The following is a 12970-nucleotide window of genomic DNA, read 5'->3' as shown; positions in this document are numbered from 1 at the left end:
CGCGTCGGCGCTGGTCCGGCCCCTGCCGACAGTACGCAGCCAAGGTGTACCCAGGGCCTACTTCCGATGAACACGGTAATCTCCGCCGCATGGAACAGCGACAGGTGGGCAGATCAGGGCTCTGGGTGTCTCGTACCGCCCTCGGCACGATGAGCTGGGGAAACGACACCTCCGAGGAGGAGGCCGGGCAGCAGCTCACCGCGTTCGTCAATGCGGGGGGCACGCTCGTGGACACGGCGGACATCTACACGGGCGGCCAGAGCGAGCGGATTCTGGGACGGCTCCTGCGCGGGGTGGTGCGCCGCGAGGACGTGGTGGTGGCCACCAAGAGCGGGCACACGCCCGAGGCGTACCGGCCGGTGGACGGTTCCCGCCGCCACCTCCTGGCGTCGCTGGACGCGTCGCTGCGGCGCCTCCAGACGGACTACGTGGACCTGTGGCAGCTGCACGTGTACGACCCCCACACGCCGCCGGAGGAGACGCTGTCCGCGATGGAGACGGCGGTCGCGTCGGGCAAGGCCCGCTACGTGGGCACCGGTGACCTCAAGGCCTGGCAGTTCGCCACCTTGGCCACCTGGCAGCGCGCCCAGCCGGGGCGGGTGCCGCTGGTGAGCGCGGGCACCGAGTACTCGCTGCTCAACCGGGGCGCCGACCACGCGCTGCGTCCGGCCGCCGCGGCCAGCGAGGCGCACGTGATCGCGTGGTCTCCCCTGGGGCGGGGCGTGCTCAGCGCCAAGTACCGCAACGGGGTCCCCGCGGACTCCCGCGCCGCGTTCCCGCACATGGCCCCCTACGTGGAGCCCTACCTGGACGACCGCAGCCGCCGCGTGGTCGAGTCGGTGTGCACGGCGGCCGAGGGGTTGGGGGTCTCTCCGCTCGCCGTGGCGCTGAGCTGGGCGCGGGACCAGGAGGGTGTGGCCTCCGCCGTGGTGGGTCCGCGCACGCTCTCCCAGCTGGAGGAGATCCTGTCCGTGGAGAGCGTGCGGCTTCCCCCCAAGATTCGCGACGCCCTGGACGACGCCACGGCCGGTCCCGAACGCTGACCGGCCGCGCGCCGAGGGCTCACTCGCTGGGCGGGATCGGGAAGTTCTGGTCGAACACCTGGTCCGGGTCGTACGCGGCCTTGAGCGCGCGCAGACGACCGAGCGTGAGTTCGGGGAAGGCCTCGGCGAGGACCTCGGGCCCGGTGCGCGTGTCGAAACTCAGGTAGAGCCCCCGCGCCGTCGCGCCCAGCTCCGCCCAGCGACGGTCCAGGACGTCAGCCCGGCGCCCCATGGCGGCCAGGGAGAAGTTGGCCGAGCGGTGAGGGTAGGCGGTGGCGTCGGCGGCGACGTCGTTGACCGCCCCACCGACCTGGCGCAGCTGCGCGAAGTAGGCGTCGCCCGTGGCGAGCGCCCGAGCCACGGCCTCGGCGGACTCTTCGGTGATGTGCTCCAGCAGGGCCGAGCGGGCGACCGGGGTCTGGCCGCCCTCGTGCGGACCGGCGTGCCCCACCAGGATCGCCGGGTAGGGGGCGACCTGCGCGCGCTGGTCCAGGACCGGTCCGACCTTGAGGAAGGGTTCCAGGGCCTGGACGGCGGCGTCCGTGTCGTCCCCCGCGAACACCACCATGGCCTGCGCCACGGGCCCCTGTCCTGCTCGGCCCTGTCCCAGGGCCAGGAAGGCGGTGACCTCGCGCGGGGCGGACTCGGCGACCTCGCCCCAGGTTCGGAGGAAGGCCGCGGTGTCGGCGGCGTCGTAGGCGATCTGGGCGAGGACGACGTCCCGGACCGGGGCCGCCACGGCCTCCACGGAGGTGATCACCCCGAAGTTGGCCCCGGCGCCGCGTACCGCCCAGAAGAGGTCGGGGTGGTGTTCTGCGTCCACCCTCAGGTGTTCACCAGCGGCCGTGACCAGTTCGACCGCGGTGAGGCGGTCGATGGTCAGCCCTTGGGCGCGGGACATGTATCCCAGGCCCCCGGTGGTGGCGATCCCGCCGACCCCCACTCCCCCGTGGTCGCCCGAGCTGATCGCCAGCCCGTGCTGGTGCAGCACCGCGCCGACCTCCCCCCAGCGGGCACCGGCGCCGAGACGGACGCGGCCGGTCGCGGCGTCCAGGACCTCGACCCCGTTCATGCGGCCGAGGTCGAGGACGACACCGCCGTCGTTGGTGGAGCGGCCGCTGATGCCGTGTCCGCCGCTGCGCACGTTGAGCGGCGCGTCCTGGTCGAGGGCGTAGGCGAGGGCCTCGGCGACCTGGTCGGGACCGGTGGGACGCAGGACCAGCCCGGGGCGGCCCCGCTGCATGTACCCGTGCCGGAGCTTGGTGAAGCCCTTGTCCCCGGGTTCGACCGCCGTGTCGCGCAGGCCGTGCGGGACGGCGTCGTAGTCGATGCCGGGGCGGCGTGCGGTCAGGGCGGCGACGGGACGGACCGGCCCGGTCGGGGTCCCGGTGCTGGTGCGTTCGGCCTCCACCGCCCGGCGCAGGGCGGGGGCCACCTCCTGGCCGAAGGTGTCGATGGCGCGGGGGTCGTCGGTGGGCATGACGAACGTGGCGAACCCCAGTTCCAGGGCCAGGGGCAGCAGCTGCTCGACCCACTGTTCGGGCGGGCCCTGGAGGAAACCGGCGTCGCTCGGGGAGAACGCTGCGCCCGTCAGGTTGAGGAGGCGGCGGATCTGCCGTGGGTCGCGGCCGTGTTCGAGCGCGGATTCGTCGATGGTCGCGTTGAGTCCGGGCAGGTCGTCGAGCTTGGCGTAGCCGAGGCTGGGCAGCCAGCCGTCGGCCTTGGCACCGATGAGCCTGAGCATGCGGGGTTTGTAGGCGCCCAGCCAGATCCCGATGTCGTGAGCGGGTTCGGGGCCGCGCTTCATGCCGTGGACGGAGTAGTGCTCGCCCTGGAGTCGCACCCCTCCCCTGGCGTCGGTGTCCCATACGGCGCGGATGAGGTCGATGGCCTCGGAGAGGGCGTCCACGGACTGGCCGGGGGTGCGGCGTCCGCCGCCCATGGAATTGATGGCGTCCCAGAAGCCCCCGGCGCCGAGCCCGAGCTCGAAGCGGCCCTTGGAGAGGCGGTCGAGGCTGGCGGCGGCGCGGGCCAGGACGGCGGGCGGGCGCAGGGGCAGGTTGATCACGTTGCCGGAGACGCGGAGGCGTTCGGTGCGGGCGGCGACCCAGCTGAGCAGGGTCCAGGTGTCGAGGAAGTCCGGGTTGTAGGGGTGGTCCTGGAAGGTGGCCAGGTCGAGCCCGGCAGCCTCGGTGAACTCCGCCAGCCCGACCACGCGGTCGGGGTCCTGGGCGGTCGGCGTGAGGAAGGTGCCGAACTCCAGGGAGTGTCCGTAGTCGGGCATGGCCTGACCTCCTGGGAGGGGATCGTTTGTCGGGCAAATGATGCTCAACACAACTTATCTTCCCTCACACCTATTCCTGGTAATCTCGGACCATGACACCCACCACGCCGGAGCCGGGCCCCGGGGAACACAACCTGGGCTGGTCCCTGGCCGTGCTGCTGCGCCGCTGGCACGAACACGTGGAGGCGGCGCTCGCCGACCTCCCNCCCCGCCCCCCCGCAGGGGAGCCGCGGCTACCACGTTCTGGCGGCGGCCTCGCGGGGTGACGCCCCCACGCAGGCCGCACTGGCCGAGCGGTTGCTCATCGACCGCAGCGTGATGACCTACCTCATCGACGACCTGGAAGCCGCCGACCTGGTCCGGCGCCGCGCCGACCCGGCCGACCGCCGAGTACGCAGGGTGTGCGCCACCGACCACGGCTCCGAGGTCCTGGCCGGCGCCAACGAACTGGTCGAGCACGTCGAGGAGCGGCTGCTGGGCGCACTGGACGCCGACACCCGGGCACTCTTCCGCACGGCCGCCGGACGGGCCGCCACCGCCGTCCAGGAGGCCTCCCCCGGCACCGACCCCTGCGCCGCCGTCCTCCAGGTGACCCGGGACGGAGCGGGCCCCACCGGGTGACCCTGTGGACGACGAACACCGCGTGTCGCCGCGAGTCGGTAGGCTCCCACCGAGTCCACGAACCACCTGACGAGGGGAACCGGTGTCCGAGGCTGTCGAGAAGGTCCTAGCCGTCCTTGACCGGATGGGCGCCCCGCACGCCCTGGCGCCGCGCCTGGTGTCCGCGCTGGGCCCCCAACCCGCCGCCGAGCTGGACGCCAACCCCTGGCTGCTGCTGCGCCTGCCCGAAGTGACCATCGAGCAGGCCGACTACTGTGCACGCAGGCACCTGGGCGGAGCCGCCCGTCCCGACGACCCCCGCCGCCTCGGCGCCCTGGTCGGACACACGCTGCGCACCGCCGTCCGCCGGGGGCACACCGCGATCGAGGAGAAGAAGCTGACCACGGTGGTCGGCCAGCTCGGTGTGGCCGATCCCCGAGCCGCCCTGGAGGCCGCCGTCGCGGCGGACGAGATCGCGCTGTTCGAGAGCGGCGACGAGGCCGACGACGACTTCGACTTCGAGGAGGGCGGTGTCCCGGAGGTACCGGACCTGCCCGATCCCGAGCGCCACTACGCCCCCTACGACGTCGGCCACGCCGAACAGCGCCTCGGTGAACAGCTCCTCCGCCTGATCGGCGGCAGCGAACCGATCATGGACCCGATGACCGCCGCCGAGACGCTGGAGGCCGCCACCTCAGAGCACGGTCTCGCGATCTCCGAGTCCACCCGGGAGGCGGTACTCACCGCCACCATGCGCCCGGTGACGGTGGTGCACCACGGCCCCGGCGACCAGGCCGAGGCCGCGCGGACCCTGCTCTGCCTGACCGGAATCGCCCGGGAGAGCCAGGTGGGGATCGCGGTCGTGGCTCCCACCGCGCAGACCGCCGCCGCCGTCAACGCCGACCTGGACCGGTTGCTGGTTGCGGAGGGCGAACCGCCCGTGCGCGCGGTGTCCCTGGCCGCCCTGCTGGCGGGAGGACCCGCCTCAGCGGGGATCGTCGCGCTGTGCGAGTCGATGTCCCTGGGCGTGGCCCGCATGGCGGACCTGGCGTCGGTCTGCGTGGACGACGCGCATCTGGTGCTGCTGGCCGACCCGGACCAGGCGCCCTCCGCCACCCCCGGTCGGGTGGTGGTCGACGTGGCCTCCTCACGCACCGCGCACGTCGCCGTCGTCGCCGACGACGCCGAGCCCACCCCCGTCGCCAAGTTGGCCCGCGCGGTCGCCGAGGGCGACTGGACCGAGGTGGAGGCGCCCGACCGCGAAGTCGTCCGGGTCCCCGCCGCCTCCGCCGAGGAGGCCGCCCACCGGGTGACGCAGCTGGTGACCGACTCCATCCCCCGGGCGCTGGGGATCGGTTCCGACCAGGTCCAGGTGGTCACCTGCCGCGAGGACGGCCCGGCCGGTGCCCGCGCGCTCAACGCCGCCTGCAAGGAGCGCCTCAACCCCGGACCGGGAGCTCACGGCGGCTTCGACGTGGGCGACCGCGTGGTCCTCACCGCCGAGGGCACCGGCTACGGCCCCGGCGACACCGGCTATCTGCGTGAGGTGTCCGAGGGTGCGGTGATCGAACTTGCCGACGGTACGTCCGTCACCGTCACCGATCCGTCCGCACTGCGCCCTGGATGGGCCGTGAGCGTGGCCGTCGCCCACGGGAGCCGCTGGCCCGCCGTGGTGGCGGTCTTCCCGCCCCAGGTCCCGGTGTCCCGACCACAGGTGTACACGGCTCTAACCAGGACCACCCGACACGTGTCCGTGGTCGACGCCACCGAGGGCGCCCTGGAGACCGGGGTCCGCGAGACCCTCGCCCCGGACCGCACCACCCGCCTGGCCCTCATCCTCCGCGCGGGCTGAGGCCGGGCACCGAAACCGGACGACCCGGACATCCCCTGTCCGGGTCATCCGCGCTCCGGTTGGAAGGGCGCCGTCGTCGGTCAGGACCCCAGCTCGATGGTGACCTCCTCAGTGACTCCGTTCACGGTGACACCGATCTCCACGGTCCCCTCCCCCAGGGCGCTGAACCGGCCCGTCGCCGGATCGAACGCGGCGACGTGATCGGCCCCGGCGTCGTCGGCCGGACCGATGTGGACACCGTCGGAGCCGGACCAGTCCGCGCTCACCGGGTAGGCGACCGGCACCGCGGTGCCGTCGTTGTCCACCGTCGCGACGACCTCGGCCTGCTCACCGACGGCGACCGAGGCGGGCGCGTCCAGTTCCAGCCCGTCCACATGGGGGCGCAGCTCCGTCACCACCCAGTCCTCCTCGGGCTGTCCCCCGGTGTCCACGCCCCACAGCGACCAACCGGTGAACCCGCCCTCCGCGGGTCCGGCGGAGGGGTTCTTCCCGGCGTTTCCGTTGACGACGTAGGGCACCCCGTCCACCCGCTCGGCGTGGAACACTCCCACGTGCGCCCCGATGAAGGCCGCCCCCTTGCCCGTCTCGGTCTGGAACTCGCCCAGCCAGCCCTCGACCGCGGCCGCCTCCTTGCGGTCCGCCAGCTCGCTCGCCTTGGAGGGCAGCGGGTCGCGGAAGGGCACGTGCTGCGCGACCACCACCGACGTCACGGTGGGATCCTCGGCCGCCGCGTCCAGTTGCTCCCTCAACAGCCGCAACTGCGACCAGTCGCTGGCCTGGTAGGAGAAGCGGGCCGTGTCCAGCAGCACGAACCTCGTGCCGTGGTGGTCGACCACCCGCTGGGTCTCTCCGAACGCCTCCCGGAAGTTGTCGAGCGTGCCCCCGGACACCTCGTGGTTGCCCGGCACGTAGTAGTAGGGCAGCTCGCCCTCGAGTTCCTCGTCGAGGATGCGCTGGGCCAAGGCGAGGTCCTCGGGCGCGGCCTCGTCGACGAAGTCACCGTTGATGATCAGGAACTCCGCGTCGCTGGCGCGGATCTCCCGGAGCGCCCGCCGCGTGTAGGCGACGATCTCGCTGTCCGGATCACGTGCGACGAACTGGGCGTCCGACAGGACGGCGAACCGCCAGTCCTGTTGGGCCACGGCCGCGCCGGAGGCCACCACCGGGTCGGCGACCGGTTCGGTGGGCGGCACGTCGACCGGCGGCGGCACCATGGCGGTCACCTCGTCGATGACCACCTCGCCCTGGTAGCTGGCCCCGGGCTCGGTCTCCGCGAAGTAGACACGTCGCAGCGACAGCGGATACTGCGTGCCCGGCGGAACCCTGAAGGCCAGTTGCTGCCAGCCCGGTTCGTCGAGGTAGCCGGCGCGCATCGCGGGCACCAGCTGCCCGGCACCGTCCCAGACCTGGAGGCTGGCCCACTCGCCGTTGCCCTCCGAACGGACCCAGGCGCGCAGCTCCTGCGGCTGTCCGGGGATCTCCCGCTCCCCGCCCGGCGGCAGGACACCGCCGGTACGGGTCCCGGTCGAGGCGGTGAAGTCGTAGGTCAGGTTCACGCCCTTGCCGTCGCGGCCCTCGGCCACCGCGACCTCCCCCTCGGCCCGCTCACCGAAGTAGGACCAGTCAGCGGCGTCCTCGAAGTCGGCGACGACGACCTCGTCCAGCCCGACGGTGACCGCCATGGTCGTCTCGACGTCACCGACCCGCACGGTGGCGAGCGTGGAACCGCTCTCGGTGGCGGCCCGGACCTCGAAGCGACCGTCCTCGGTCACCGAGACCCGGGCGACGCTCTCGTCGACGGTCAACTCCACGTCGTCCGGCTCGATCGGTGCGGCGAACCCGTCCGCGTCGTAGCCGGTCACCTGCACGACGGCGGAGGCGTCCGCGTCGGAGAGTCCCACCCGTTCGGGTGTGGTCCCGATCCGGGCCAGATCGCCCAGGACGGTCAGTTCGATCTCGCCCCGCGCCCGGAGCTTGCTGGCCGTGACCGTGGCGGTCCCGGCTGACCGAGCGGTGAACACGCCCTCGCGGTCCGCCACCCCGACTCCGCTGTCGTCGGACCGCCAGTTCGGCACGGCCTCGGCCGGACCGAAGGTCTCGTCGTGACCGGCCGCCGTCAACCTTCGCGTCAGTCCGGGGAAGACCCGATCCGTCCGACTGGGCGCGACGTACCCGGAGCCGTCGACACGTTCGGGGGCGATCACGGTCTCCACCCAGAAACCGTCGATCCGGCCACTGCCCTCGGGGGCGAACAGCCCCAGCCCGTTGGGGACGAGGCGCTCCTCCCCGTCCGAGGGCCGGTTCTCCACCCGCACCTCCTCCGCACCGGGAGTACGCGCCACCATCGTGGCCGAGCCGCCGCCGTCCAGGTTGACCGCGGTGTGCGCACCGGCCTCGACCATCATCTGGCCGAGCTCGTCCAGACCGACCCCCGCCGAGAACGCGGGCTGGCGCCCGTCCACACTCAGCAGGTACATCCGCGAGCCGTCCTGGGAGAAGCCGATGGCCATGCGCGGGGCACCGGGGACGTTGTTGCCCTCCGAAGCCCGCTGCACCCGGCCGTCGACGACGAGCATCTGACGGCCGTTCAGCGCCGCGTGGATCTCCTGGTCCGCGCTGGCGCGCGCGTCGTAGTCGATACCGACCGGGTCGCCCACCTCCAGCGAGGACAGTGCCTCGGCACCGTCCTCACGCCCGACCAACACGAAGCTGTCGTCGGCGATCGTTCCCTCACGCGGATCCTCCACGATTTCGGTGACCACGCCGTCGGTGACGACGACCTCCAGCGTCTCCGAGGTACCCTCCACCACCCGGCAGCGGCAGTAGGACCCCCACAGCGGGGTGAACGCGGCGATCTCGCCGGGCCCCAGAGAGGGCTTGTTGATCGCGTCCAGCGACGGGGTTCCCTCGGGCAGTTCGATGGTCCCCTCGAAGAACACCTCGCCGATCGAACCGAGCCCGTCGGGAGTGAAGACGGCGGAGGACTCGCGGTGGTCGTCGGTCATCGGCGACTGGATGAGCTCACCGCTCCGCACGCCCACGCCCTGCGGAGCTCCGGAGGCGTTGATGTCGAAGAAGTCGCCGTTCACCGCCGCGACCGCACCGGCCCGGTCGGCCTGGGTGCTCAGGGGCTCCCGTTCGGTCACCTGGCCGGGAAACAGGTAGTCGACGCTGACGTCCCCGGTGAGGTCCGTGGTCAGCAGGTCGCCCTGGAGCCAGTTCGGATCTCCCGTGTAGCCGTCCGGCCCGTAGGTGTCGAACGAGGTCAACGTGACCCCGGGGGCGACCGGCCTCTCGGACTCGAACGTCTCCAACCGTGGCGCGGGGTCGTCGACCCTGGTGGCCGAGCCACCCGGTGGGATCTCGACGGTCTCACTGAACCCGGTGTGCTCCCGGGGGTCGTCGCGGGGGTCGGCCGCTGCCGCGACCGGTGTGAAGGTGAGGACCAGGACGGAACCCGCTGCCACGAGGGCACTCGTGCGTGAGCGGATCGACCACCGGCGATTCATGGAAAGCCTCCGGGCGGCTGGGGGATCGAGGAAGCCCTGTGCGTCAACTTCCTACCATCTGCCCCATCCTTTGTGTAGGAGGTGAACGTCGTCGTGGTATGTCCGTTTCGCTGAGGAACGCGCCTCTTCAAGGGCATGACCGGCACATACACACGCCCGCTGACGGCACCGGGTTGAGCACGAGTATCCAGATTTCATCTGAACCCCGCCGGTGCGTCATACGGAGTCCGACTGATCGCGTCCCATCACGCGGCGCCGCGTCGCCGGGTGGAAAGCCCACGCGCCTGTCCGTGTTCCGCCCCGGGGCGTCCGCGTTGAGGACGGATCCGGCGACCGGAGGGGGACGGACGCCAGGGTGGAGCGGCCCGGCTCGAAAGAATCCATGGATCCCGGGGAACTCCTCGCGGCCGAGGGACGACTTCTCGTAGTGCCGACCACGTGTCGCACACGACGAGGAGGATCCATGCGGGGCATCCCCGGCCTACTCTGCGCCGTCACCACCGCCCTGGTGCTCACACCGGCCCCGGCGCTCGCCCACGACACTCTGCTCTCCTCGGTCCCAGGGGACGAACAGGCGCTCCCGTCCGCTCCCGAGGAGGTCAGGCTCACTTTCAGCGGGGAGCCGATGGACGTCTCCACCGCCGTGCTGGTGCTGGACTCCGAAGCCGAACCGGTGGCCACCACGGAGCCACTCGTGGACGGCCACGAGGTCAGCGTCGAACTGCCCCCGGACCTGGCCGACGGCGGGTACGCGGTCCGCTGGCGCGTGGTCTCCAGCGACGGCCACCCCATCAGCGGCGCCCTGACCTTCCAGGTGGGCGAGGGCGGGCCACCCCCTCCCGACCTGGAAGCCGCCCCGGCCAACGAGACCGACGGCGAGGACGCGGCCGCAGGCCCCTCCCCGAACGCCGCCCTTCCCCGCGAGGGCGTCCTGGCCCTGGCCGGAGCCCTGACCGGGCTTCTCGTCTACGCCGCCGCCCTGCGCCTTCGGCGCCCCACCGACCCGCGACGACCCATGACCCAGCACACTCCAGTCGAACAGGAAACCCGATGACCCTCGCCGCCCGCTCGCTCCTGATCCCGACCGCCGTGAGCGCCGCCCTAATCCTGGGTGCCTGCGCCTCGACCTCCCCGGCGGAGGAGGACGCCGCAGTCCAGGAGGGTTCCGCCGCACAGGCCGATCTGGTCTCCGTCTCCGACCCGTGGGTCAAGGCGGCCGCGGCCGACGACGGCATGACCGCCGCCTTCGGCATCCTGACCAACGAGGGCGAAGCCGAAGCCCTCATCGTGGCCGCCAGTGCCGACGACGTCTCCGACATGGTCGAACTGCACGAGGTCGTCAGCGGGGACGACGGGAACATGGTCATGCGGGAGAAGGACAGCGGCTTCCCCGTTCCGGCCGGGTCCGAACACGAACTCTCCCCGGGTGCCGACCACATCATGATCATGGGCCTGACCCAGGACCTGGAGCCCGGCGCCGAGGTCACCGTCACGCTCGAGTTCGAGGACGGCTCCACCCACGAGTTCACCGCCCCGGTGAAGGACTTCGAGGGCGCGAACGAGAACTACGACGGGGACCACGGGGACTCCGACGACGACCACGAGGGCCACTGATGGAGCACCCCACGGAGGAGGGTGCTCGACCCTCCCGCAGAAGTGTCCTGTTGGGCGGTGCCGCTGCCGCTGGAGTGGGCGCGGTGACCCTCAGCGGTGGTGACGCCCTGGTCCGCTCGCTCCGCTCACCCGCGGAGTCCCCCTCGGCAGCCGGGCAGGTGCACGGTGAACGCACCCACCCCTTCCACGGCGCCCACCAGGCGGGGATCGCGACTCCACCGCAGGCCCACGCCAGGTTCGTCGGCGTCGACCTGCACGAGGACGTCGACGCCGACGGGGTACGACGGCTGCTCACGCTGCTCTCCGACGACGCGGCCCGGCTCACCCAGGGCAGGTCCGCACTGGCCGACACCGAACCCGAGCTCGCCCTCTCGCCTGCGGGCCTGACCGTGACCCTGGGCTTCGGCCCCGGTCTGGTGGAGCGGGTCGACCCGGCCCTGGTCCCCCAGTGGTTGGGACCGTTGCCGGAATTCGACACCGACCGGTTGGAGGACGGCTGGTCCCACGGCGACCTGCTCCTCCAGGTGTGCTGCGACGACCCGCTGACGCTCTCGCACGCCGCACGCATGCTCCTGAAGGACACCCGTGCCTTCGGTTCGGTGCGCTGGACGCAGGACGGCTTCCGCCGCTCCTACGGGGCCGAGCCCGAGGGAACGACCATGCGCAACCTCTTCGGGCAGGTCGACGGCACGGTCAACCCCGAACCGGAGGACGAGGACTTCGGTCCCCTGGTCTGGTGCGGGGAGGGCGCTCCGGCCTGGCTCCGGGGCGGCACGGCCCTGGTGCTGCGGCGCGTCTCCATGGACCTGAGCGAATGGGACCGGCTCGATCGCCCCGGCCGGGAGGACTCGGTGGGGCGCCGCCTGGACAACGGTGCTCCCCTCACCGGGCAGGCGGAGCACGACGACCCCGACCTCGACGCCCTGACACCGCTCGGGTTCCCGGTGATCGCCGAGTACGCGCACATCCGCCGGGCACGCTCGGAGGACCCGGACGAGAGGATCTTCCGGCGCGGCTACAACTACGAGTCCGGAGGCGACGCGGGGCTGTTGTTCGTCTGCCACCAACAGGACCCGCACCGGCAGTTCGTGCCCATCCAGCGCCGCCTCGACGAACTGGACCTGCTCAACGAGTGGATCACCCACATCGGCTCCGCGGTCTTCGCGATCCCGCCCGGCTGCTCGGAGGGGGGCTTCGTGGGGCAGACCCTGTTCGAAGCCTGACGCCTGTCGCGGGGCAGGACCGCCAGCACGGTCGCCCCGGTCGGAACCACACAGCGGCTCCGACCGGGGCGACCGCTCCTCGCGGGCCGGCTATCCGGCCGAGCGCAGGCGTCCGATCATGCCGTCGAGGTCGGCGCGCACCAGGTCCGGGCGGATGAAGTGGCCGCCCCCGGCCTCGTGCGACTCGTGCGGGATTCCGGCGCCGTCCAGCAGGGCGCGGAACTCGCGCTGACCGGCCAGCACCTGTTCCTCGTTCATCCGGTCGAAGAGGTCGAAGGGGTCAGGGCTGTCTCCGGCGACCATGAAGACACGCTTGCCGCGGTAGCGCTCGAGGTTCTCCACGGCGTTGTCGGCGCTCACCCTGGCCTCGTTCCACGGCACGCCGTAGACCGTGCCGCCGCCGAGCTCGAAGGCTCCGGAGGTGAAGTTCGCCCAGTGGGTGATCAGCCCGAGATCGCGTCGCATGCTGGCGGGCCCCGAGTAGGAGCTCACCGAGGCGAAGTGGCCGTAGTACTTGGCCGCGTACTTCAGCGCGCCGAAACCGCCCATCGAGAAGCCCGCGACGGCGCGGCCGTCGAACTCGGCGTGCGTGCGGAAGTTCGCGTCGATCCATGGCAGGACCTGGTCGATGTGGAAGGTCTCCCAGTTGCGGGGACCGACGTTGGTGGTGACGGGGTTGCTGTACCACCCGCAGGGCCCGCCGTCGGGCATCACGATGATGATCTGCTTGTCCTCGGAGAGCTGGCGGATGCCTGCCCTGTCCCAGCTGATGAAGTCCTGGCCGGGGCCACCGCCGTGGAACAGGTACAGCACCGGGTAAGTGCGTCCGTTGTCGCGGTAGCCGT

Annotated in this window: 8 protein-coding genes and 1 pseudogene; 6 read left to right on the top strand and 3 right to left on the bottom strand. The window is 72.0% G+C overall.

Features of this window, described 5'->3' with window-relative positions:
* The first annotated feature begins 89 nt into the window (after positions 1-89).
* Complete coding sequence (locus tag D452_RS0118200) at positions 90-1043, top strand: aldo/keto reductase (RefSeq protein WP_193374248.1); 954 nt, start codon at positions 90-92, stop codon at positions 1041-1043.
* Between the two features lie 19 nt (positions 1044-1062).
* Here D452_RS0118200 and D452_RS0118195 read toward each other — a convergent pair whose 3' ends face one another.
* Positions 1063-3327, bottom strand: coding sequence for an LLM class flavin-dependent oxidoreductase (locus D452_RS0118195; protein WP_017545577.1), 2265 nt, complete (start codon positions 3325-3327; stop codon positions 1063-1065).
* 92 nt (positions 3328-3419) lie between these two features.
* Between D452_RS0118195 and D452_RS28570 the strand changes: the two are divergent.
* Both D452_RS28570 and D452_RS0118185 read left to right on the top strand, forming a co-directional pair.
* Positions 3420-3948 (top strand): annotated as a pseudogene (locus tag D452_RS28570) (MarR family winged helix-turn-helix transcriptional regulator).
* A gap of 82 nt (positions 3949-4030) precedes the next feature.
* Entirely contained in the window at positions 4031-5779 is a 1749-nt protein-coding gene (locus D452_RS0118185) for a helix-hairpin-helix domain-containing protein (protein WP_017545575.1), read from the top strand.
* Between the two features lie 80 nt (positions 5780-5859).
* Here D452_RS0118185 and D452_RS0118180 read toward each other — a convergent pair whose 3' ends face one another.
* Positions 5860-9288: a phosphodiester glycosidase family protein gene (locus tag D452_RS0118180; protein ID WP_026129441.1), complete on the bottom strand. Its 3429-nt coding sequence runs from the start codon at positions 9286-9288 to the stop codon at positions 5860-5862.
* 463 nt (positions 9289-9751) lie between these two features.
* Between D452_RS0118180 and D452_RS0118175 the strand changes: the two genes are divergently transcribed.
* The 3 genes from D452_RS0118175 to D452_RS0118165 are packed head-to-tail and all read left to right on the top strand — an operon-like array spanning position 9752 to position 12125.
* Positions 9752-10342: a copper resistance CopC family protein gene (locus D452_RS0118175; RefSeq protein ID WP_017545573.1), complete on the top strand. Its 591-nt coding sequence runs from the start codon at positions 9752-9754 to the stop codon at positions 10340-10342.
* Complete coding sequence (locus D452_RS0118170; protein WP_017545572.1) at positions 10339-10902, top strand: copper chaperone PCu(A)C; 564 nt, start codon at positions 10339-10341, stop codon at positions 10900-10902. The genes D452_RS0118175 and D452_RS0118170 overlap by 4 nt, the downstream gene beginning before the upstream one ends.
* Entirely contained in the window at positions 10902-12125 is a 1224-nt protein-coding gene (locus D452_RS0118165; protein WP_026129440.1) for a Dyp-type peroxidase, read from the top strand. The genes D452_RS0118170 and D452_RS0118165 overlap by 1 nt, the downstream gene beginning before the upstream one ends.
* Before the next feature lie 90 nt (positions 12126-12215).
* Here D452_RS0118165 and D452_RS0118160 read toward each other — a convergent pair.
* Positions 12216-12970 (bottom strand): alpha/beta hydrolase (locus D452_RS0118160; protein WP_017545570.1); only part of this gene is annotated, 755 nt, incomplete at its 5' end.

It is taken from the genome of Nocardiopsis prasina DSM 43845, assembly GCF_000341265.1.
In the GTDB taxonomy this organism is placed as follows: Bacteria; Actinomycetota; Actinomycetes; order Streptosporangiales; family Streptosporangiaceae; genus Nocardiopsis; species Nocardiopsis prasina.
Note: the sequence above shows the minus strand (reverse complement) of the source record. Positions and strands in the feature narration are given on the sequence as shown.